The following is a 22546-nucleotide window of genomic DNA, read 5'->3' as shown; positions in this document are numbered from 1 at the left end:
GTGGAAGGCCGATTAGCGGGCGGCGATGTCTAGCTCGGCGCCGCCATCGGCGACGTCCACGTGGACGGTGTCGCCGTCGACAATATCGCCGGCCAGCAGCTTCTTGGCGAGCTTGTCACCAATGGCCTGCTGGATGGTGCGGCGCAACGGGCGGGCGCCATAGGCCGGGTCGTAGCCGCGCTCGGCCAGCCAGGACTTGGCGGAGTCCGAGACCTGCAGGGTCAGGCGGCGGGCGTCGAGGCGCTCGGACAGGCCGCGCAGTTGGATGTCGACGATGCCACGCAGGAGTTCCTCAGAAAGGGGCTCGAACATGACCACATCATCGAGGCGGTTGATGAATTCGGGCTTGAAGGCCTTCTTCACCGCATCCATGGTCTCCTCGCGGGTGCCGCCGGCGCCCAGGTTGGAGGTCAGGATGATGACGGTATTGCGGAAGTCGACGGTGCGTCCTTGGCCGTCGGTAAGCCGGCCTTCATCCAGAACCTGCAGGAGGACGTCAAAGACGTCGGGGTGAGCCTTTTCTACCTCGTCGAAAAGCACGAGCGTGTAGGGGCGCCGGCGCACGGCCTCGGTGAGCTGGCCGCCAGCCTCGTGCCCGACGTATCCCGGAGGGGCACCGACGAGGCGGGAAACAGAGTGCTTCTCGCCGTACTCGGACATATCGATGCGCACCATGGCGGATTCATCGTCGAAGAGGAAGTCTGCCAATGCCTTCGCCAGCTCGGTCTTGCCCACACCGGTGGGGCCGAGGAAGAGGAAGGAACCAGTCGGGCGGTTGGGGTCGGCCACGCCCGCACGGGAGCGGCGCACGGCGTCCGAAACCGCGGTGACGGCTTCCTTCTGGCCGACCACGCGGTTGCCCAGCACGGATTCCATGTTGAGCAGCTTCTCGGTCTCGCCCTGTAGCATCTTGCCGGCCGGGATGCCGGTCCAGGCGGAAACGACCTCCGCGATGGTGTCTGGGCTTACCTCCTCATCGAGCATCGTATTGCGCTGCTCGGCGGCTTTGACCTCCGCGGCCGCGAGATCCTTTTCCAGCGGTGGGATCTTGCCGTAGTTGATCTCGGAGGCGAGTGCGAGGTCGCCGTCGCGCTCGGCGATTTCGGCTTGGCGGCGCAGGTCATCGAGTTCTTCCTTGATGTTTTGGACATCGTCGATGGCCTTCTTCTCGTTGGCCCAGCGGGCCTTGAGCTCGCCCAGCTTCTCGCGCTGGTCCGCAAGCTCGCCCTGCAGGGTGGCTAGACGGTCCTGGGAGGCAGCGTCAGATTCCTTCTTCAGCGCCAGCTCTTCGATCTCCATGCGGCGTACGATGCGCTCAAGCTCGTCGATTTCCTGCGGGGAGGAGTCGATCTCCATGCGCAGACGGGAGCCTGCCTCATCGACGAGGTCGATGGCCTTATCCGGCAGGAAGCGGTTGGTGATGTAGCGGTTGGAAAGCTCGGCGGCCGATACCAGCGCGGAGTCCATGATGCGCACGCCGTGATGTACCTCGTAGCGCTCCTTCAAGCCACGCAGGATGCCGATCGTGTCCTCCACGGAAGGCTCGGCAGCATAGACCTGTTGGAAGCGGCGCTCGAGGGCAGCGTCCTTTTCGATGTACTTGCGGTACTCGTCCAGGGTGGTGGCGCCAACGAGGCGTAGCTCGCCGCGGGCCAGCATGGGCTTAATCATGTTGCCGGCGTCCATGGAGCCGTCGCCAGTAGCGCCGGCTCCGACGATGGTGTGCAGCTCATCGATGAAGGTGATGATCTCGCCCTCAGAGGATTTAATCTCATCGAGCACGGCCTTGAGGCGCTCCTCGAATTCACCGCGGTACTTAGCACCGGCGACCATGGAACCAAGATCCAGGCTGATGAGGGTCTTGCCCTTGAGAGACTCGGGGACGTCGCCAGCCACGATACGGCGGGCTAGGCCCTCCACGATGGCGGTCTTGCCCACGCCGGGCTCGCCAATGAGCACTGGGTTATTCTTCGTACGGCGACTGAGCACCTGGACCACGCGGCGGATTTCCTGATCACGGCCGATGACCGGGTCGATCTTGCCCTCGCGGGCGCGTGCGGTGAGGTCCGTGGCGTACTTTTCTAGGGCCTGGAACTGGTCCTCTGGGTTCTCAGAGGTCACCTTGGCGGCACCGCGTACGGAGGGGAAGGCGCCCTTGATGGCGTCATAAGTAGCACCGCGGCCGGTAAGCAGCTCGGCGGCGTCGGTCTTGGAGCCAGCAATAGCGGCAAGAAGGACCTCGGTGGAGACAAATTCATCGCCCAGTTCACCGGCCAACTCCTGCGACTTGGTCAAGACATTAAGTCCATCGCGGTTAAATTGCGGATTGGCCATATTGGCGCCCTCCGCCTTCGGATACGAGTCAACGAGCTCGCGGGCTTCTTTGAGCACGGTATCCGGATCTACGCCAGTGGCTTTAAGTACTGGCGCGGCGATGCCGCCTTCTTGGCTAAGAATGGCCGCCAACAGGTGGGCGGGGCGGATATCCGGATTGCCATTAGACGAGGCGGTTTGCAGGGCCTCTTGCAGGGCTTCCTGTGTTTTAGTGGTCGGGTTAAATGAGTTCATGTGTGCGTTGCTCCTTCTAAGTTTTATTCACCCCACTGTAGGGCTTCACTTAGCACAACGCACCCAAAGTTGAGTCTATTCCACTCAACCTAGGGAAGGTTTTTATCCACCAACTGCAGACCATGCGCCACCGCAAAGAAGGACGAGGTCAACGCCTGGGAGAAGAGACCCCACTTCAAGTCATCCTCGTACTCCCTGAAGTCCCCCAAAGCGCACAGATGGGATACGCCGTCAGCGCCCGCCCACATGGCCAGAGCACTCAAGTAAACCAGCTGATCTGTCGGCTGAATTCCTGCCTCCATAATGAATTCGCGCAGAAGCTTCATCATGATAGCAAAATTTTCCGTCATGCCTTCATGTGGACTGCCGTCACCGCTATGCGGAACGATCGACCCATTAGCCAGGCCGATAACCGCGCAGAACCGTTCAGTATGACGGAGCGAAAAATTGAAATATACCGAGGCCACGATATGAAGACGATCCACGATAGCGGTATCCGCCGGCAAAGAATCGATTACCTTTTCAAACATCTCTGCCATTTCCCGGGTTACTCGTTCGTCGGCATATTCCCGCAGCGCGAAGTCATTGTCGATCACGGAATTGAGAAAATCCGTAGTGGTATTCAGCTCTTGAGCCACCTGTTTAAAGAAGGAACGGCTAACACCTTCTCGGGCCACCACCTGAAGCGCCGTTTCAATAATTAGATCCTTGGCCTTTTCAAATTCCAAAGACTCAACACTCTGTGGGGCAACGAGGGGGCGCTCCTCCCACTGCCCCATTGCCCGCTCCACAATCTCGCGTGCGGAATACATAATTGGCCGACGCTCTGGAATATTTTTGGTGGAAAACCAATCAATAATCGCTTCCAACACCAGCTGGACAGTCTGCCTCAGGTTGGCAATGCGAATGACTGAATGCTGGAAACGGACCACGCCCTTGGTGCTGAGATGGCTTAGTCCATGAATAATTGACCAGATGGCAAGAGCAATGCGGCCAATATCGCCAAGGGCAATATCTACCCCTACAACGGCGCCCTGTTCTTGAGCCAGTTGCTTCAGCACATTCACTACGAAATCTGCACCCGAGTTTCCAGTATGCATGCCTTTGGCCATATTGCATACCTGAACATCGTCCAAGGCTGGGTATCGCTCGAAGAGATAGCCATAAAGCTCTGGCTGTTCCTGGCAGTAGAAGAAGTACCCTTCAGCTAGGGCTTTCAAAACCTCTGCGGCACCCGCGCCTTCGGGGAGGTGGTCCACCACTTTTCTCATATAACTGGTTAGACGCCATTCCAGGAAATTGGGCATCGCCTCAAGAATCTCTGAGTTGGAGGGGAACTCTTCCTCAATATCCGAGAGCGGGCGCTGCAAGGAGTTTGCAACTTCCTCCAAAGTTACTGCAGGTTCACCTCGCGTCCCAGCGATATCTAAGGCCGCTTCCAAAATTTCTACTCGCACAGAAGCGCCATCCAGCTCATACATCTAGTTCCCCATCAAGACAGAGATTGATTCCCTGAAATTATAACAAATTCTAAGTTAAATCAATACTCGCTAATGGTTAGCACTTCAAGTGACTCCAGGTTTTAAATGTGAACAGTAGTAACAGCAGGGCCGACCCCGAGAAAGATCAATGTAATCATTATTTGTTTATATAAACATAGCCTTAGAATACTTAACGTTTAGCGGTTTTTTCTTAACCTCCTCCCCTCAGAGGTCGGCCGTGCAGGAGTCAAGACTTCAGCCGTCAGGACACACCTAAAAGGCACAGTCCTGACAAAAAGGCCCCGCCACAGGTTTTGCGGCGGGGTTGGCAGGGGACGTCGGCAAGCGAGGCTATGCTTGCTTCTTTCCTACATGGCCGATGCCCTCCTGGAAGATAGTGCCGCGCGGCGGCATAAGGCGCATGGATTTGAAAGCAATGTAGACGCCGATGGAAATCGCCAGGGAAATGGCACCGAAAATGCCGGTGAATCCGTACATCACGGCCATAGGCGCGATGATGGTCCACGAGATTTCGAATGGGCCGAAACCGATGTAGGCCATGCCGTATTCAGACAGCGTGCCGGACTTAAGCTTGGGGTCCACAATCTTGAGGATGGCGATGCCGGTCGCCACGGTGGCGGTAGCCCAGCCCCAGCCAAAGATGCCGCGCTCAATCCAGCGCTCACCAAAGAACTCGGCCGGAAACCACAGCAAGAAGAACGCGCAGAAGATGGTGCCGAGAATAAAGAGGAGAAGAAGCGCCTGCCAATAAGAAGCAATGGCGGCCGGAACAATGGCGGCCACACCGAAGGCAATGAGGTAGTCCGTGGCCGCACCAGAGATGGAGGAAATAGAGTCCTTATCCAAGTAGTCCTCGGCGCCAACGAAGTTCATAAGCGCACGGAAGATTAGGCCCACCACCATGGACATGGCAAAAAGCGGCACGGAGACGTTTTCCCAGATGCTGCTCAGGCCCTGGTTGATCCCATAGGCGGTCATCACGGTCAAGATGATGAAGCCGAAGTGCAATGCGAGCGGTTCGATGGAGGAAGGGTTGGTGGTAGCTCGGCCAAGCGACGGGCGCTCATCGATGTTTTTGATGTAGCCGCGGCGCAGCTCTTCCGGCAGCTCCTTGGGTACGTGGGAGACCTTGCCCTTGCGGATGCCCCAGTTACCGGCGATTACGCCGCCGATGATTGCGGCCAGCGTGCCGACGGTCGCGGAGGTAAAGCCGAGCGAAGACGCGGCATCAGCGCCTACGCCCTCGAGCGCACCACCCACGGCCGCGGCGGTACCGAAGCCGCCGGTGAAACCGACGGGCAGCATCATGCCGAACCAATTCGGGGTATCAAAAAGCGGCGCAAAAAGGAAAAGACCCAGCACGATGAACAGGCCCCACTGGCCGGTGAACATCATGGTGGAATAACCCCACATATTGCGCGCGCCCTTGCCCATGTTGCCTCCCACTTCCATGGAGTAGGCCATAGATGCAAAGACCACCGCGATGAGAATGGAGGTGTAGTCGCCCAAGTTATCGGAGAAGTTAATCCACCCCAGCACATTTGGACCAACCACCAGGCCAATGAGGCCGGCGGTGATCGGGGCAGGTAGCAGCAGGTCCTGGAAAATGAACTTCACCTGGTGACGCAGGACGTTGCCGATGACCATGAGCAAAGAAATCCAGCCCACATCCAGCATGAGCGTATAAGCGGAAAAATCTTCCATGGGGACCCTTTCTAGCTGTGCAATTATGACGGCTTGCCCCCGTTAGAGGGCAGGCGGATAGGGAATACAATACCTTCCGCTAAGTGATCCACAACATAGGCTCCCGTTTTCACCCCCACTACAGTTTTCAGTAGGTAGCTCGACCCCCGGTTGGGCGCTGACTATTAGGATGATGTGACATGTGGGAACTGGGCGAGCATTTTCGAAATTACGCAGACGAGTACCGCGATGCGGTGCACGAGCATTTCTTTAACGCGGTGCCTGAATCCCGGCAGATTTTTGCCCTGTCGATGCGCGATACCCATACCTCGATGGTGCCTGCGCTGGCGTGGGTGATTGAGCATACGGAGCCTGGGGAGCCCCTGCTTGCCGACGTCTCCGCAAAACTCACCCAGCTCGCCCGCGATCACCGCCGGCATGGGTTTCCGGCCGAAATCTATTCCCGCTTCGACGATGCCCTCGTAGCGGGCCTGCGGGTTTTGGCACTGACGCAGTATCAATACAACTTTGCCTGCGACGTCATCCACCAAATATGCGCCACGATGGCCGACGCCGCACGGGAGTCCGACGCCGCCGGCGAAGCACCGGCGCACTCGGCGCAGGTGGTGGCGGTGGATCACCCCACCCGCGAGACGTCCATCATCCGCGTGGAGGCTGGTCTGGCTGTGCCCTATCAACCGGGGCATCACTTTCCGGTGACCACGCAGTACTTGCCCGGGCAATGGCGGATGCTCACTCCTGCGCAGCCTAGCGACGGAACCGGCCAGGTGGTCTTTCACGTCTCCACCGCGGGCGAGGCTTCCCGGTCCCTCGCACACGCGCAGCCCGGAGATTGGTGGACCCTGGGCCAGCCCGCCGGCGGCATTAGCCTGCAGAACGCGGGCGCAGGAGAACTGGTCATTATTGCCTATGGCACCGGGTGGGCTACAGCACGGTGCGTGGCGCTCGCCGCGCTGAAGGAGAATAGCCGCCAGGTGCCCCGCATCTTTGCCGTGGCAGGGAGCCCCGGCGCCCACTATGACACCTACTTCCAGCAGAACCTGGCAGCGCTTGGCATACCAGTGCGCCGCATCGTGCGGGAAGAAAAAGACCCGTGGCTGCTCAATGCCCGCGAATTGGCACCCGACGCCGACTATGTAGTCTCCGGGGAACCGACCGATGTAGTAGTCAACGAGGTGGAGTTATCCACAGGCACTCCCCCACGCTTCTTACTCGTCGGACCGGCCGACGAGGTTGTGGAAGGTGCGGAAAGGTTGGTTCAAAGGGGCGTCGGCAAGCAGCAGATCGACGTCCTTAGCTGGGGCCGCGACGGGCGCTGGCAGCCGGAAGACTACGCGGCTCTGGCCTAGTCCACAGTGGCCACAACCGGCAGGGCACGGCGGGTTTTCGCTACCTCATTCGGATCGATGTCGGCATAGAGGATGTCATCCTCGTAGCCGGCCTCGGCCATGCGCACGCCATTCGGATCAACGATGGTGGAATGGCCAATACCCGTTGGTCCGGAAGGATTGCCCGCCTCTGCGTCACCGCCCGGGCGCGATTGGCCGGCCGCAACGATATAGCTGGTGGAGTCCAAGGCACGCGCGGCCGTGAGCAGACGCCACTGCTCCAGCTTTCCGGGACCATCCGCCCAGCTCGTGGGTACTACAATGAGCTGCGCGCCCTGGCTGGCCAGCTCCTTAAACTGTTCTGGGAAGCGAATGTCATAGCAGGTGGCCACACCCACAATAAGGTCATCCACGTCGAAGGCTACGAGCGATTCGCCGGCTAAGACCGTATCCGATTCGCGGTAGTCAAAGGCATCATAGGTGTGGATCTTGTCGTAGCCGCCCAGCACGCCAGGTCCTGCAATGAGCGCCGTATTGGTCACGCGATTAATGGTCTTGCCGTCGCGCTCCACGGTATCGGCTGGGCAGAACATGCCGGCCACGACGGTGACCTCAAACTCCTCTGCGAGCGTTTGGATCGCCGTGGCGAACGGGCCTTCGAGCGTCTGCGCCTGCTCATCAAGGCGACCGGAGCGGAAATTCTGCGCCGTGGCCTCCGGCAACACGATTAACCGCGCCCCGTTTCCGGCCGCCTCACGGATCTTGACAAGGGCCAATTCCTGGTTTTCGGTGACATTACCGGTGGACGTTAACTGCACTGCTGCTACCTTCATGCCTCCCAAAATAATGAAGCAATGCGGAGTTATCCACAGGCTGCGCCTTTACCCCTAGCGCGGCGTTGTATGGTCCTTCAGGCTTAGGGGCATGAGTTATGTAGAAATTCCCACGCACCTGCCCGATTACGTCCGCTCCCTCATGGCGCGCCCTCCGCTGCCACCGCCGACGGCCGCGCTCGATACCGCCTGCCGCACCGCGGCCGCACTAGAGCGAGCCCGTGCCACCTGGTCCAGCACCGTGGCTGCAACGGAGGACGCCACGGCCGAGCAATTGCGCTCCGTTGAGGCTTTCCTCGTCACTGCCACCGGGGTGGATTCCCGCCTGGGCCATGCATTGGGAGATGCGCGATGACCCTATCCGTGGCTTTAAAAAATGGTGCTAGTACGTTGCACAGCGAACACGCTGAACTGCGTTTTCGTGTTATAGATGCACACCAGGATTGGCGCGCCCTACCACTGGGCGGACCCGCCGGCGACGCCGCGCGCACCAGTTTGGCGAGCTACACCGACTGGCTGACCCAGCCGCTGCACCAGATGGAGCAGGTTGCCACCACCCTTGAACTCCACGCCAGCCTGCAGGCCCGCCGCGAGGAACTCGAGGACCGCATCATCGCATTTCTAGGACAAGTGGATGAGCGCAATGGCGCCGCGGCCAACGCCGCTGGACTCTTGTTGAATCAAGTGCGGGCGCTGGGCGATTCCCTCGACTGGCTCTGCTCCCAAGAAATCGATGCCCTATGTACGCCTGCCGGGGTGGCCCCACCCGTTCGCTTGGAAGACTTCTCCGATCTTCCAGTGGATACCGTCCACGAGATTAATCTTGCCCACGCCAGCGAACACGTATCTCAGCTAGCCGCGCAGAACCCAGATATGCGAGTGCTAGAAACTAGCGACGGACGGCTCGTAGCCATGGTGGACCCCGGCGGCTTCCGGACCACACCGGCATCACTTACCACATTCGTGGAAGGGGTTCACTCCTCCGATCCAGAAACCTGGCAGCGTGCAGTGGACCGCGGCCGCAATCTAGCCAAGGCCAGCGGCGGGCCCGCGGTCGTGTGGTTGGGCTACCAGGCGCCCTCCTCCCTGCCCCGTGCGGTTCACGCCACTCCCGCGCGCACTGCCAGTCAAGAACTCGCCCGGTTTCAGCGCTCGCTCGGTAGACGCTATCCGCAGGCCAAGCGCACCGTAGTGGGATATTCCTATGGTTCTGTCGTCACCGGGCATGCCGCAAAGCAGGAAAGGATTGCTGAGGACGTAGTGCTCGTCGGCAGTCCCGGCACCGGCGCTGGCCACGCCTCAGAACTGCATGGCCGCATCTGGGCAGCCACAAACGCCAACGACCCCATCGCTATTACGACGGGGCCTCACGCCGGCATCCATGGCCCCGATCCCACCATTGATACCTTTGGCGCTACTCCCCTTCCCGGCGCGGATGACCTCCCTGGTGATCATGGGTCTTATTGGGAGGACCCCCGGTTCTTGCGTGGCCTAGGCCAAGTGGCACGCGCGAACTAGTCCGAGGGGTAGGGCCTTTAGAACAGACCAGCCGGCTGGTCCGAATAGGAGACCAACATATTCTTAGTCTCCTGATAGTGGCCCAGCATCATCAAGTGGTTCTCACGGCCAAGGCCAGATTCCTTGTAGCCACCAAAGGCACTGTGCGCTGGGTAGTCATGGTAGTGATTGACCCACACGCGGCCGGCCTGGATATCGCGGCCTGCGCGGTAGCAGATGTTTTGGCTGCGCGACCATACGCCGGCACCAAGGCCGAAGTTGGTGGCGTTAGCGATTGCGATCGCCTCGTCATAGTCCTTGAACGTAGCTACGGAGAGCACCGGGCCGAAGATCTCTTCTTGGAAGATGCGCATGTCGTTACTTCCCTTAAACACGGTGGGCTCAATGTAGTAGCCCTTTTCCAGACCTTCCACCTTGTTCACGTGGCCGCCAACAAGAGTCTCCGCACCTTCTTGCGGACCAATCTCCAGGTACTGCTTGATCTTGTCCATCTGCTCCTGGGAGGCCTGCGCGCCCATCATGGTTTCCGTATCAAGCGGGTGTCCAATCTTAATCTTCTTGACGCGCTCAACGGCCAGTTCCAAGAACTTATCCGCAATGTCTTCGTGCACCAGCGCGCGCGATGGGCACGTGCAGACCTCGCCTTGGTTAAGGGCAAACATGACAAAGCCCTCTACACACTTTTCCAGGTAGGAATCATCTTCATCCATGATGTCTTTGAAGAAGAGGGACGGGGATTTACCACCCAGTTCCAAGGTAACGGGGATGACCTTGTCAGCGGCAGCCTTGTTGATGATCTTGCCCACCGGGGTAGAGCCGGTGAAGGCGATTTTGGCAATGCGGTCCGATCCGGATAGTGCCGCACCGGCTTCATCTCCCAGGCCATTGACGATATTAAGCACGCCGTCAGGAAGAAGATCACCGATGATATCGATGAGCAACAGGATGGATGCTGGGGTTTGCTCAGCCGGCTTCATGACAATGCAGTTTCCAGCAGCCAGCGCTGGCGCAATCTTCCAGGCGGCCATGAGCAACGGGAAATTCCACGGGATAATCTGGCCTACGACGCCGAGCGGCTCATGGTAGTGATAGGCCACGGTATCCTGATTGAGCTGGGACAGGCGGCCCTCCTGGGCGCGGATAGCGCCGGCGAAGTAGCGAAAGTGATCTACGGCGAGCGGAATATCAGCGGCAAGGGTTTCGCGCACGGCCTTACCGTTCTCCCAGGTTTCAGCGACCGCAATCTTTTCCAGGTTTTCCTCGATGCGGTCCGCAATGCGATGCAGGAGCAACGCACGCTCGGCCGGGGTGGTTTTACCGAAGGTTTCGAAGGCCTTTTCCGCGGCGTCGATAGCCAAGTTGATATCGGCTTCTTTGCCGCGAGCTACCTGGCAAAATACCTCGCCGTTTACCGGACTGATGTTGTCCATGTATTCACCATCGACGGGCGCCACCCATTGGCCGCCGATGTAGTTGTCATAGCGTTCGCGGTAGTCAACGATGGAGTCTTCGGTTCCCGGTGCTGCATACAGGGTCATGGTGCGTGTCCTTTCCTAGAGAAAATTACGAGAGAAGGTGCTATAAGACACCATTACTAACAGCTGTGTCGTAGCTCACCTTCTTGCTGGACATCCTAACCCTAAACTTTGCAATGCGCACTGATTACGGTTACCCCCTTTGCAAATATTCACATGGCACCGCGTATACGCGTGTAGAAGAAAACCCCGCAGCCAGCGGGGAAGCTGGCTGCGGGGTTGGGTGTACTCGTCTGCAGAGCGAGAGTTAGTCTTGGCCGTATTCACGGCCGCGGGCGCGTTTGCGCTCGCGCGCGGTGCGTGGGCTCCACATCACCACGGAGGTGGACCGTGGGACATGGACAAGCTCACCACTGCGCTGCGGGCGGCGTCCAACGGCCTGCTCGCGCAGGGCCCGGACCTCTTCAGCTAAAGCGTCGCGCTCGGCCTCGAGTCGATCGCGTTCCTCGGTCAACTCGATGATGGACTTGATGCCGGCAAGGTTGACGCCATCGTCTTGGGACAGCGCTTGAATCTTGCGCAGCAGCTCGATGTCCCGGTCGGAGTAGCGGCGGCCACCGCCACGGGTGCGGGCCGGGGAGACCAAGCCCATGCGGTCATAGGTGCGCAGGGTTTGGGCATGCATTCCGGAGAGTTCCGCAGCTACGGAGATGACGTAGACCGCGGTGCCGGAATCTTCTGCCTTTCCAGTGCTCATTTTTTAACACACCTCCTGCCTTAAGCATTCTCGGCGCCGGCCCAACCCGCACGCGGGTTGAATCCGGAGTCCTTTTCCGCCTGAGCATAAGTGCGCAGTGCGCTAGAGGCGGCGGCATCGAGCTTGGTGGGCACGGTGACCTGCACGGTAACCAGCAGATCACCGGAGTTGCCACCGCGCTTGGCGATGCCCCTTCCGCGCACCCGCAGCGTGCGTCCATCCGGCGTGCCGGCAGGGATCTTCACGCGCACCGGGTTATCCAAAGTTGGAACCGCAATGGTATCGCCCAAGGCGAGCTCGGTGAAGGACACCGGAACGGTGACATGGAGGTCATCGCCCTCGCGAGTAAAGACCTTATCCGGTTTTACGGTTACCGCCACGAAGAGGTCACCGGCTGGAGTGCCGTTGGGCCCTGCTTCGCCTTGTCCGGCGAGGCGTACTTTTTGGCCATCAATAACACCGGCCGGGATGCGAACGGTGATATTGCGGGTGCGGTGAACCGTGCCTGTGCCGTGACAATCCTTACACGGATCCGTGATGCGCCGGCCGGTGCCATCGCAGTCCTTGCACGGGGCAGAGAAACCGAAAGCGCCGCGGTTTTCCGAGGTAAAACCGGTACCGCTGCAGGTGCCACAAGTAGAGGTCTTGCCGGAAGCGGAGCCCGAGCCGTGGCACGTGGTGCACGGCGCATTGCCGCTGAGCGCTAGGGGAATGGTGGTTCCCTTAGCGGCCTCGCGGAAGTCGAGGGTTATTTCCGTTTCGACGTCGGCCCCCCGCGACGGTTTAGCTGAGTGGCCAGCACTACCGCCGCGGTTGAAAACGCTACCGAAGATATCCCCAACACCGCCGCCTTGAGACGCTCCTCCAGCGGATCCTCCGAAGAGATCCGAGAGGTCGAATTCTTGCGCACCTTGTCCACCCATGCGCGTGGATCGAAACCCGCCGGGAAATCCGGCGCCTCCCATCCGTCCAAAGCCGCCTCCATTGCGGAGCATGGCCTTGAACTGGTCGTATTCCTTGCGCTCAGCGGCGTCGGAAAGCACGTCGTAGGCTTCCGCAACCTTTTTGAACCTTTCCGCTGCCGCGGGGTCGTCCGGGTGGGTATCGGGGTGGTTTTCGCGCGCTAGCTTGCGGTAAGCACGCTTAATCTCGTTCTGGTCTGCGGACGAGGAGACCCCCAGATCCGCATAGTAATCTTTGTCTGCCCATTCGGGTTTAGCGCTCACTGGGCATCTCCTCCTTTCAAAGAGAATCGATATAAGTTAAGTAAAAGGGCGCCGCGGGAAGGTCACTAGTCAATTCCCAGGGCGCCCTTTTTGTTATTTACTCGGAATCTTCCGAGCTGCCGGACTCATCGCTGGGGTCCGCGATGATGACCATGGCATTGCGTACGAGCCTGTCGCCCACGCGGTAGCCCTTGCGCAGCACGGTGCCAAGCACCTGCTCATCGCCGGAGGACAAGTCCTGCACGGCTTCGTGGACCTCAGGGTCGAAGGCATCGCCTTCCTCACCAAAGGCTGCGAGGTCGTGCTTTTCCAGCGTGCTGTGGAGCTTATCCGCAAACGCCTTGAGCGGGCCCTCCAAGTCACCGTGCTCACGAGCCAACTCCAAGTCATCAAGGACAGGCAGGAAATCTGCGATGACCTTGGCCTTGGCGTTCTCGATGACGGCTTGGCGGTCACGCTCGGTGCGGCGGCGGTAGTTGGTGTATTCCGCATTCAGACGCTGCAGGTCTTCGGTGCGTTCTGCCAACTGTGCTTCCACATCGCTGGCACCGGTGCCTGCGGGCTCTTCGCCCGCTGCTTCAGCTTCTACCTCATCAGCGTTGACATCTGCCAGCGCTTCTTCGAGATCAGCATCGAGGGTGGGATCCAGCTCGGCTTCTTCGGAGGCGTCAGCCTGCGCTTCCTGCGCAGCCTGGGCCTCCTCGGCCTGCTCGGCAGCAGCCTCAGCGCGGTCAGCCGAGGTAGCCTCCGGATCCGTGTTTTCCGGGTCGCCTGGGTTGTGCGGCATTCCGCTGTCCTGAGTCATTACTTGTTGCCATCCTTGTTCTCGTCCTCGTCGACGACCTCAGCGTCGACGACGTTCGGGTCACCCTGCGCAGCACCAGCATCGGCAGCGCCTTCAGCGCCTGCCTCAGCAGCCTGTGCCTCGTAGATCTGCTTGCCCATCTCCTGGGATTCGGTGGACAGTTTCTCCACTGCGGACTTGATGGCCTCGAGGTCATCGCCCTTCAGAGCCTCATCAACGGCGTCAGCAGCCTCGGTGACCTTGGTCTTAACATCCTCGGATACCTTGTCTGCGTTGTCATCCAAGAATTTGCGGGTCTGGTAGGAGGTGGACTCTGCGTTATTGCGCAGCTCCTGCTCCTCGCGGCGCTTCTTGTCCTCTTCGGCGTGCTGCTCAGCATCCTTGACCATGCGGTCGATTTCTTCCTGGGACAGGCCGGAACCATCCTGAATCTTGATGGTGTTCTCCTTGCCGGTGCCCTTGTCCTTTGCGGTCACGTGGACGATGCCGTTGGCATCGATATCGAAGGTGACCTCAATCTGCGGAACACCGCGCGGTGCCGGAGCAATACCGCCGAGCTCGAAGGAGCCGAGAAGCTTATTGGCGGTAGCCATCTCGCGCTCGCCCTGGAAGACCTGAATCTGCACAGAAGGCTGGTTATCTTCCGCAGTGGTGAAAGTCTCGGACTTCTTGGTCGGAATGGTGGTGTTGCGCTCGATGAGCTTGGTCATTACGCCACCCTTGGTCTCAATGCCGAGGGACAGCGGGGTGACGTCAAGAAGCAGCACGTCCTTAACCTCGCCGCGCAGCACGCCTGCCTGCAGGGCAGCGCCGACTGCAACAACCTCGTCCGGGTTAACGCCCTTGTTGGCGTCCTTGCCGGTCAGTTCCTTAACCAGGTCAGATACGGCCGGCATACGGGTGGAGCCACCAACGAGAACAACGTGGTCGATATCGCCGACGGAAAGGTCAGCGTCCTTGATGACCTGGTTGAACGGAGCCTTGGTGCGGTCCAGCAGATCCTGGGTGATCTTCTGGAACTCGGTGCGGGTCAGGGTCTCATCCAAGAACAGCGGGTTCTTGTCGGAGTCGACGGTGATGTACGGCAGATTAATGTTGGCCTGCTGGGAGGAGGACAGCTCAATCTTTGCCTTCTCTGCAGCCTCGCGCAGACGCTGTACGGCGCGCTTATCCTTGGTCAGGTCAACGCCCTGGGAGGTCTTGAAGCGGTCTACCAGCCAGTCGACGATGCGCTGATCCCAGTCATCGCCACCCAGCTCGTTATCGCCGGCGGTGGCCATAACCTCAACGACACCATCGCCGATTTCCAGCAAGGAGACGTCGAAGGTGCCGCCACCCAGGTCGAATACCAGGATGGTCTGCTCCTGCTCGCCCTTTTCCAGGCCATAAGCCAAAGCAGCTGCGGTTGGCTCGTTAACGATACGGAGCACGTTCAGGCCTGCAATCTGGCCAGCTTCCTTGGTGGCCTGGCGCTGTGCGTCCTCGAAGTATGCAGGAACGGTAATAACGGCGTCAGTAACATCCTCACCGAGGTAAGCCTCTGCGTCGCGCTTCAGCTTCATCAGCGTGCGAGCGGAGATCTCCTGGGAGGTGTAATCCTTGTCATCAATGTTGATCTTCCAGTCGGTGCCGATATGGCGCTTGACGGACCGAATGGTGCGGTCAACATTGGTTACTGCCTGGTTCTTAGCGGACTGGCCGACCAGGATTTCGCCGTTCTTTGCAAAAGCAACAACGGAAGGCGTGGTGCGGGAGCCCTCAGAGTTTGCAATAACGGTGGACTCGCCACCTTCCAGTACGGAAACGACCGAGTTCGTCGTACCAAGGTCAATACCTACTGCGCGTCCCATGATTTCTTCTCCTTTTATCTTGGGGTAATTAATAAAGTTGACTGTTGGTGACTCAACTTCTCGTTGTGTCCGAGCGCTACTGTAACAGAACTTCTACGTCCGGTCACACAACCTTGAGCCTGTGTCACTCAATCCTTACAACCGGAAGCCTACAAAAGTTATTCCCTGCGACTCAACTTTTCTTGTAAACTTTCCTTTTGTGCAGCTCAGTGGCACCCTTACCGACGCCCCCTACCCCGCCCCTATGCAATCACCCCCCTCCGTTCAGCACCACCCATACCCCAAACGGAGATCCTTAAATAGCCCTAAGAGGATCCAAAAGTCACCTCAGAATGGATCCAAAAGAGGATTGGCAGCCCGCCCCCGCTACCGCATACTAGGAATCACAGCAGTTAAGAGCTGCTACCCCAGAGAGAGATTGTAGTTTTACTCCGCCGATCCGAAAGGAATGTATATGTTCGATACCCTCGCAGACCTCAGCTCCGCCATCGACTTCGAGGCACTCATCAAGGGCATCAAGGGCCTCATCGAGGCTTCCTCCGAGTCCAACACCGACTCCGAGGGCCTGTCCTCCGTATTCGAGGGCCTGTCCTCCAAGGATGACGCAGAGGCTGCTGCAGAAGCTAAGTAATTAGCCTTCTGTACTCCTTCATGAAGACCAGCTAAACCCCCTCACCTTCTTCCTCCGCTCGGAACCCACCACAAGGAACCGCGCACGAAGGTGCGGGGGTTTGGCTGTTTTCAATCGCTGTTTCACGTTCGCTGTACCTACACTAGAGAGATAAAACCCATTGAGTCTTAGCATCCAGGAAGCGTGGACAGCACCGTGTCGAAACCTTCACAGCCGCCCCTTCACCAACGCATCCGCGCAGCCATGACCCTGCAGCGAACAGCCGCTTTAACTGCGGTAATTTGCGTGGCGCTGACATTACTTGGCGCATTCTTCACGCCCACTGAACACCAACTATCTGCCGCCATCTTTGGCCTAATACTGACTGTCATTACAACATTGGCATTCCGTCACCCGCTCGTGATGTCTGTGCTTTTTGTGACGGTGTGGATGAGCTCTACATTCGCTGCAGGCACTCCTTACCTCTGCTACATCTTCTTAACTCCAATCTTCATCGCCGTCATCGCTTACCACGGGAAAAATTGGCAGACGTTTGCAGTAGGCGCCGTCTTTTGGGCTGCTGGTCTTATCGATCCCAGCAGTGCGAGGATCAGCGTTAATCCTGCGGCCGCTTTTGCTTGGGCAATGTTCATTAGCGTCGGTGCAGTTATTGGAGCCACTTTCGCCCATTCTGCACAGCGATACAAAACAGCCATGGTCGAGTGGAACGCCGACGTCCAACGAAGACAGTCAGACCTTGCCGAAACTCTTCACAACTCCGTGGTTTCGAGCCTTACTGTCAACACAATGCAACTGGAGGCTTTAAGCCTCGAATATTCCAAAGATCCGGAACTTGCTAAACGCTTAGATGAGCTTAGCGATTCCATGCGCTCTTCCATGTCGGAAGTGCGTGCGCTAACTAAGGTTCTACGGAACAATATCGAGGGTATTAACGACGGAATGAGCTTTGGCTCCACCACGAAGCCTGATAGTTTTGCCCAGCTTCTTTCCCAGGAAGAATCTCGACTCTCCAAACTCAATCGGAAGCCAATTATGGACGTAGGCGCCGAAGATTTCGCGCCGCATTTCCCTCCGGAGACGCTGGATTCCATCGCTGCCATCACTACCGAAGCCTGCCTGAATGCAGTGAAGTATTCCCCACCAGGAGCAGAAATTATGATTTCGGTGCGTCCTCACCTCGGATGGACCGTTATAACGATTAGCAATCCAGTATCGAAGCCCACGAGCACCAATGCTGACATTTCTTCGGGTATCGGCATGGCCTCGATGTCACGAATTGCTGCAACAATTGACGCACGCGTCGATACGAAGCTTGAGCGCAATCAGTGGGAACTTACCCTTTCACTTCCGCCCTCCGCTCAAAAGGCTAGTTAGTTTCGACACGTCGCCTAGCAAACCTAAAGGGCGTGCACTAAGCTATCGCTTGTTTCTGACTAAAACAGACTTTTTTAAAGGATCCCGCATATGCAGGCCGCACTTGCTAGCTTTCTCGCTCCAATCATGTTGTCTTCCTCCCTTCTGGGAGGACTAGCCCCAGGCGATCTTTCCCCCACCACTGAATATCAGTCGCCGGTAGATCTGGTCTTCGGTTGCCCATCTCCATGGTGCCCGAAATAAAAACATCCCTCTTGGTCGTCGATGACGACCCACTTGTCCTTGAGGCCTTGGGGCGCTACTTCGCCTCGGCTGAGGACATGGAGGTGCGCGCCACCGCAGAAAATGGCAAGGTCGCCCTCGCGCTTTTGCAAGAGCAGGACTTTGACGTCATTGTCGCGGACATCCATATGCCCGAGATGGATGGCACGACCCTCTTGCGTGAGGTTAACAAGCTGGAAAAACCACCTGTCTTTGTTGCGATGACCGCGATGGACAATGACGAGACCCTCAAAGAGGTCATGTCCAATAAGGCCGCGGCCTATATTTTAAAAAGCTCCAAGCCCGTCTACATTTTGGATACCGTGCGCGAGGCCGTACGCGGCGGCACGGTTGTCACCCCACAGTCGCTTACCCGCTTGTTTGAGCAGCTTCCCGATTGGAACGCTGAAGGAACCAGCGCCGATGCGGCAGCTGCAACCGCCAAGATCAAGGACAATCATCATATCTCCCCTGCGCTAAAGCAGGTCCTGGACTTGGTCTGCCAAGGAAAGTCCAATGAAGAGATTGCCAAGAGCACGCATTATGCTCCGGGCACGGTGAAGAAGTATGTGTCCACCCTGCTCAGTGAATTCCACGCCAAGTCCCGCCTCGAGCTGGCGGTGAAGGCGCTCAAGGCTGGCTACGGTTCTTAAACCCCAATTGTTGGACAATCCGGGGGTGGGCTACCCCCGGATGAGTTAATACCCCCTCTAAACCCCACATGCTGGGGTTTATTTTTTGTTTTTCTACCCCCGTCTGCCATTTACCGAAGGAGACTAGCATCACGTTTGGAGCTTCCCTATAATTACGGCAACACAAAAGTTCATAATATTTCCTAGGCAACAATTGGAGCCTGAACCTGCAGGGTTGCCGCACGTCAGAGCGCTAAGCCGCTCACGTTTCTTCCTCTGCCCACCCATAGCCACGTCATAGAAAGCAGGTGAGAGTTGAACACCAACCTGGCGCGCGTTCGTCGCAGCAGCGATAGGCCTCCCGTCCGCATTCGGCCCGCATAATGGCCCGCTGACATCGCATTTCACCACGAATCTCTGCGACCCTCACTTTGCGTCGCGCGCACCCGCGTGTTCGCTCCTCACCCAGCTGCGCCCTGCAGCACCACATAGCTCACCGCTCATCATCCAGACGCCGTATCGGCCGGCAGTTTCAGACCGGCGCAGATACATCGCCCTTCACTCCCATGTGAAAAGTGGTTTCTAGGATGTGACCCGTTTGAAAAAGAGGTAGAACCATATGACTTCTCCTGCTAATACCCGCTTGCCCATCTCTGATGATGTGGAAGCAGTCCTGTCTGCAGCTATCAGCCGCGCCCACGACTGGTTGAAGTCCACTGCGGACGAAGAAGATAAAGCCACCGAACAACTCGCAGACCTGCTGCGCGATGAGGACGGCGTGAAGTTCACCATGGACTTCGTCGACCGCGTCATGCGCCCAGAAGATGACAAGGTTGCCGCACACGCGCTGAAGGATATTTCCTCTCACTATGACCCGTCGTTCCTAGGCAGCATCAATGGTGCGCTGGTTGGTGCCGGTGGCTTCTTCGGTCCAATCCTGCCCAACCTAGTCATGCCGGTTGCCCGCCTGTACATGCGCAAGATGGTTGGCCACCTGGTTCTGGACGCCGAGTCTGATGCCCTCAACAAGATTCTGGACAGGGCCGCCGAATCCGGCGAGCAGCTTAACCTCAACCTGCTGGGTGAAGCCGTACTCGGTGAGGAAGAGGCGAAGTCCCGCGCGGAGCGCACCCTCAAGCTCATCCAAAACCCCCGCGTGACCTACGTTTCGGTCAAGGCTTCCTCTATGGTGGCCCAGCTCAATCAATGGGATATCGATGGCTCGGTAGAGCGCCTTAAGGAGCGCCTGCGTCCGCTGTACCAGGCTGCGGCGAACCGTACCGACAAGGTCTTTATCAACATGGACATGGAGGAGTACCACGACCTCCACCTGACCATCCGCCTGTTCAAAGAGCTACTCAGCGAGCCGGAATTCCTCACCCTGGACGCCGGCATCGTGCTGCAGGCTTACCTGCCGGATACCTTTGATGCGCTCAAGGATGTCGCCGACTTTGCCAAGGAGCGCGTGGCTAAGGGCGGCGGCAAGGTCAAGGTGCGCATTGTAAAGGGCGCGAACCTATCCATGGAAACCGTGCAGGGCGAGGTCCACGATTGGCCGCTGGCTACCTACACCAACAAGCTCGACGTTGACGCCAACTACTACCGCCTATTGGATTTCATCCTGCGCGAAGAGTACGCCGATAGCGTCCGCATCGGTGTAGCAACCCACAACCTCTACACCGCGGCAATGGCCTATGAGCTGGGCAAGAAACGCGGCGTGCTGCACATGATGGATTCGGAGATGCTGCAGGGCATGTCCCCAGCCCAGCAGGCAGCGGTGCGCAAGGTCTTTGACGGCCGCCAGATCCTCTATACCCCGGTTGTCCACGCAGAAGACTTCGACGTCGCCGTGTCCTACCTGGTACGCCGCTTGGAGGAAAACTCCGCACCGCAGAACTTCCTCTACGCGCTCTTTGCCCCGGGCGAGGAGCCGCTGGCGGACCAGGAAGAGACGTTCCGTCGGGCCGTCGCCAAGCGCTGGGACACCTTCGCTGGCGCCCGTCGCACCCAGAACCGCCTCAAGGAGGACGGCCGCCAGGCACCGCGTACCGGCCGCTTTACTAACGAGGCTGACACTGACCCGGCGCTCGCGCCGAACCGTCAGTGGGCCCAGGAAGCGCTCAAGCGCAACCCAGGCGAGCACGGCATCGCGGAGGTTACCGACCCTGCCGCGGTCGAAGGTCACATCGCTCGCGCCAAGGAGCTGGGCACCGAGTGGGGCAAGCGCCCTGCCGCCGAGCGCGCCGCCGCACTGGAGGCCGTGGCAGATCAGATTGCGTCCCAGCGCGGCAAGTTCATCTCCGTGGCTGCGTATGAGGCCAATAAGACCGTTACCCAGACCGACCCTGAGGTCTCTGAGGCGATTGACTTCTGCACCTACTACGGCCAGTCCGCGCGCCTGCTGGAAGAGTCCTACTCCGAGTTCACCCCGCACACCGTCACCGTGGTGACCCCGCCGTGGAACTTCCCCATTGCCATCCCTACCGGCGGCATTGCGGCGTCCTTGGCGGCGGGCTCGGCGGTCATCGTCAAGCCTGCACCGCAGGTGGTTCACTGCGGCAAGCTCGTGGTGGAGGCCTTCCGCACCGCCCTCGAGGCCCAGGGCTTGGATCCGGATCTGGTGCAGCTGGTGCTCACTGATGAAGCCGAGGCTGGCAAGGCCCTGCTCTCCCACGATGACGTGGACAATGTCATCCTCACCGGCGCCTCCGATACCGGCGCGCTCTTCCGTTCCTGGAAGCCGAAGATGAATATTATGGCGGAGACGTCCGGCAAGAATGCTCTCATCATCACCCCTGCGGCCGACCCAGACTTGGCCATCGATGACCTCTACAACTCCGCCTTTGGCCACTCTGGACAGAAGTGCTCGGCGGCCTCCCTGGTTATCTTCGTCGGTGCGGCTGGTAAGTCCGAGCGCCTGCGCACCCAGCTGCTGGATGCCGTGAAGACCCTCAAGCCGGGCCCGGGCTTCGATATCACCACCACCATGAACGGCCTGGCGGAAGAGCCGAGCGAGAAGCTGCTGCGTGGTTTGACCCAGCTGGAGCCGGGCGAGAAGTGGCTGCTCAAGCCGGAAAAGCTCAACCAGGAAGGCACCCTGTGGTCCCCGGGCATCCGCGATAATGTGCAGCCGGGCTCCTGGTACCACAAGAATGAGTGCTTCGGCCCCATCCTAGGCATCATGTACGCCGATACTTTGGAAGAGGCTATTGCCTGGCAAAACGACACCGGCTACGGCCTAACTGGCGGCATCCACTCGCTTGACGACGCCGAGATTGAGTACTGGATCGACAACGTTGAGGTGGGCAACGCCTACGTCAACCGCGGGATCACCGGTGCGATTGTCCAGCGCCAGTCCTTCGGCGGTTGGAAGAAGTCCGTCATGGGACCGGGTGCCAAGGCTGGTGGCCCGAACTACGTGGCACAGATGGGTGAGTGGGCCGATGGCGAGCTCAAGCCGCGCAACGTGGACATTGCCCCAGCCAGCCTCGCCGCACTGCACCGCCTGCGCGATAACCTCTCTGGCAAGCTCACCGAGGAGGACATCACCTGGCTATGGCGCGCCGCTGAACTGGACCAGGTGGCTTGGCAAGAGGAGTTCGGCCGCAACCACGACCGCACCGGTTTGGTTTCTGAGGCCAATATCTTCCGCTACCGCCCACTTCTGACCAAGCTGCGCGTGCGCGTGGGCGAAGGCTACGAGCTGCGCGAGGTTGCTCGCCAGGTGCTGGCCGCCGCAATTACCGGCACCGCCACGGAAATCTCCGCCACCCCGGAGGTTGCCACCCAGCTGCAGGATCTCGGCTTCGACGTCAAGGCCATCACCGACGAGGCTTTTGCCACCGCCGTGGCCAATGACGCCTCCTCCCGCGTGCGCGCCCTGGGCACCGTGCCGGATTCCATCTACGAGGCCGCGGTGCGCTCCAACTCCGTGGTGCTGGACCAGCCCGTGCTTGCCGACGGCCGCCGCGAGCTCCTTCCTTACCTCCTGGAGCAGGCAGTTTCGGTTACCATGCACCGCTTCGGCATTATTCGCAACGTAGGTAACCTGCGTGACGAGTAATTTCCGGCCGCGTCAGCGG

General features: G+C 59.0%; 16 protein-coding genes. 7 read left to right on the top strand and 9 right to left on the bottom strand.

Features of this window, described 5'->3' with window-relative positions; genetic code table 11:
* Positions 1–12 precede the first annotated feature (12 nt).
* The 3 genes from clpB to QP971_RS07360 form a co-directional block, all read right to left on the bottom strand.
* Positions 13–2568, bottom strand: a complete 2556-nt coding sequence (clpB, locus tag QP971_RS07370; protein ID WP_284811208.1) for an ATP-dependent chaperone ClpB — start codon at positions 2566–2568, stop codon at positions 13–15.
* A gap of 89 nt (positions 2569–2657) precedes the next feature.
* Positions 2658–4049 carry a TetR/AcrR family transcriptional regulator gene (locus QP971_RS07365; RefSeq protein WP_284811209.1) on the bottom strand — a complete coding sequence of 464 codons (1392 nt, stop codon included), beginning with the start codon at positions 4047–4049 and terminating at the stop codon, positions 2658–2660.
* 351 nt (positions 4050–4400) lie between these two features.
* A complete protein-coding gene (locus tag QP971_RS07360; protein ID WP_049378998.1) occupies positions 4401–5774 on the bottom strand; it encodes a sodium/glutamate symporter in 1374 nt (457 codons plus the stop codon).
* Between the two features lie 179 nt (positions 5775–5953).
* Between QP971_RS07360 and QP971_RS07355 the strand changes: the two genes are divergently transcribed.
* Positions 5954–7123 (top strand): 2-polyprenylphenol hydroxylase, encoded by a 1170-nt coding sequence (locus QP971_RS07355; protein ID WP_284811210.1) that lies wholly within the window; start codon positions 5954–5956, stop codon positions 7121–7123.
* On the opposite strand, the gene QP971_RS07350 is transcribed toward QP971_RS07355, so the two are convergent.
* Positions 7120–7935 carry a carbon-nitrogen hydrolase family protein gene (locus tag QP971_RS07350; RefSeq protein WP_284811211.1) on the bottom strand — a complete coding sequence of 272 codons (816 nt, stop codon included), beginning with the start codon at positions 7933–7935 and terminating at the stop codon, positions 7120–7122. The two genes, QP971_RS07355 and QP971_RS07350, sit on opposite strands and share 4 nt — an antisense overlap.
* A gap of 91 nt (positions 7936–8026) precedes the next feature.
* Here QP971_RS07350 and QP971_RS07345 point away from each other — a divergent pair, with 91 nt between their 5' ends.
* Together QP971_RS07345 and QP971_RS07340 are read left to right on the top strand one after the other, a co-directional pair.
* Complete coding sequence (locus QP971_RS07345) at positions 8027–8290, top strand: hypothetical protein (protein ID WP_049378995.1); 264 nt, start codon at positions 8027–8029, stop codon at positions 8288–8290.
* Entirely contained in the window at positions 8287–9453 is a 1167-nt protein-coding gene (locus tag QP971_RS07340; protein ID WP_284787848.1) for an alpha/beta hydrolase, read from the top strand. The genes QP971_RS07345 and QP971_RS07340 overlap by 4 nt, the downstream gene beginning before the upstream one ends.
* A gap of 17 nt (positions 9454–9470) precedes the next feature.
* Here the strand turns inward: QP971_RS07340 and exaC are convergent, their stop codons facing one another.
* The 5 genes from exaC to dnaK form a co-directional block, all read right to left on the bottom strand.
* The gene (gene exaC, locus QP971_RS07335; protein ID WP_284787846.1) at positions 9471–10991 is read right to left on the bottom strand and encodes an acetaldehyde dehydrogenase ExaC; all 1521 of its coding nucleotides are present in this window, start codon (positions 10989–10991) and stop codon (positions 9471–9473) included.
* Between the two features lie 244 nt (positions 10992–11235).
* Complete coding sequence (locus QP971_RS07330) at positions 11236–11685, bottom strand: heat shock protein transcriptional repressor HspR (protein ID WP_284811212.1); 450 nt, start codon at positions 11683–11685, stop codon at positions 11236–11238.
* 20 nt (positions 11686–11705) lie between these two features.
* Complete coding sequence (gene dnaJ, locus QP971_RS07325; protein ID WP_049378991.1) at positions 11706–12911, bottom strand: molecular chaperone DnaJ; 1206 nt, start codon at positions 12909–12911, stop codon at positions 11706–11708.
* 97 nt (positions 12912–13008) lie between these two features.
* Complete coding sequence (gene grpE / locus QP971_RS07320; RefSeq protein ID WP_284811213.1) at positions 13009–13716, bottom strand: nucleotide exchange factor GrpE; 708 nt, start codon at positions 13714–13716, stop codon at positions 13009–13011.
* Positions 13716–15566, bottom strand: coding sequence for a molecular chaperone DnaK (gene dnaK, locus QP971_RS07315; protein ID WP_005325523.1), 1851 nt, complete (start codon positions 15564–15566; stop codon positions 13716–13718). The genes grpE and dnaK overlap by 1 nt, the downstream gene beginning before the upstream one ends.
* Positions 15567–16020: 454 nt before the next feature.
* Between dnaK and QP971_RS07310 the strand changes: the two genes are divergently transcribed.
* From QP971_RS07310 to QP971_RS07295, 4 genes are all read left to right on the top strand, one after another.
* The gene (locus tag QP971_RS07310) at positions 16021–16197 is read left to right on the top strand and encodes a hypothetical protein (RefSeq protein WP_179387052.1); all 177 of its coding nucleotides are present in this window, start codon (positions 16021–16023) and stop codon (positions 16195–16197) included.
* A gap of 183 nt (positions 16198–16380) precedes the next feature.
* Positions 16381–17571, top strand: a complete 1191-nt coding sequence (locus tag QP971_RS07305) for a sensor histidine kinase (RefSeq protein WP_284811214.1) — start codon at positions 16381–16383, stop codon at positions 17569–17571.
* 254 nt (positions 17572–17825) lie between these two features.
* A complete protein-coding gene (locus tag QP971_RS07300) occupies positions 17826–18485 on the top strand; it encodes a response regulator transcription factor (RefSeq protein ID WP_284811215.1) in 660 nt (219 codons plus the stop codon).
* Between the two features lie 598 nt (positions 18486–19083).
* Positions 19084–22527 carry a bifunctional proline dehydrogenase/L-glutamate gamma-semialdehyde dehydrogenase gene (locus QP971_RS07295; RefSeq protein WP_284811216.1) on the top strand — a complete coding sequence of 1148 codons (3444 nt, stop codon included), beginning with the start codon at positions 19084–19086 and terminating at the stop codon, positions 22525–22527.
* Positions 22528–22546: the final 19 nt, after the last annotated feature.

This window comes from Corynebacterium marquesiae, assembly GCF_030229635.1.
GTDB classification, from domain to species: Bacteria; Actinomycetota; Actinomycetes; order Mycobacteriales; family Mycobacteriaceae; genus Corynebacterium; species Corynebacterium marquesiae.
The sequence above is the reverse complement of the archived record's forward strand: the minus strand, read 5'-3'. Positions and strand labels throughout refer to the sequence as shown.

Bases quoted from the DNA above. Each gene is read 5' to 3' on its own strand.
- exaC (WP_284787846.1), bottom strand. From the start codon at position 10,991: ATGACCCTGTATGCAGCACCGGGAACCGAAGACTCCATCGTTGACTAC.
- QP971_RS07330 (WP_284811212.1), bottom strand. From the start codon at position 11,685: ATGAGCACTGGAAAGGCAGAAGATTCCGGCACCGCGGTCTACGTCATC.
- QP971_RS07350 (WP_284811211.1), bottom strand. From the start codon at position 7,935: ATGAAGGTAGCAGCAGTGCAGTTAACGTCCACCGGTAATGTCACCGAA.
- grpE (WP_284811213.1), bottom strand. From the start codon at position 13,716: ATGACTCAGGACAGCGGAATGCCGCACAACCCAGGCGACCCGGAAAAC.
- dnaK (WP_005325523.1), bottom strand. From the start codon at position 15,566: ATGGGACGCGCAGTAGGTATTGACCTTGGTACGACGAACTCGGTCGTT.
- QP971_RS07365 (WP_284811209.1), bottom strand. From the start codon at position 4,049: ATGTATGAGCTGGATGGCGCTTCTGTGCGAGTAGAAATTTTGGAAGCG.
- QP971_RS07355 (WP_284811210.1), top strand. From the start codon at position 5,954: ATGTGGGAACTGGGCGAGCATTTTCGAAATTACGCAGACGAGTACCGC.
- QP971_RS07360 (WP_049378998.1), bottom strand. From the start codon at position 5,774: ATGGAAGATTTTTCCGCTTATACGCTCATGCTGGATGTGGGCTGGATT.
- QP971_RS07295 (WP_284811216.1), top strand. From the start codon at position 19,084: ATGACTTCTCCTGCTAATACCCGCTTGCCCATCTCTGATGATGTGGAA.
- QP971_RS07340 (WP_284787848.1), top strand. From the start codon at position 8,287: ATGACCCTATCCGTGGCTTTAAAAAATGGTGCTAGTACGTTGCACAGC.
- clpB (WP_284811208.1), bottom strand. From the start codon at position 2,568: ATGAACTCATTTAACCCGACCACTAAAACACAGGAAGCCCTGCAAGAG.
- QP971_RS07345 (WP_049378995.1), top strand. From the start codon at position 8,027: ATGAGTTATGTAGAAATTCCCACGCACCTGCCCGATTACGTCCGCTCC.
- QP971_RS07310 (WP_179387052.1), top strand. From the start codon at position 16,021: ATGTTCGATACCCTCGCAGACCTCAGCTCCGCCATCGACTTCGAGGCA.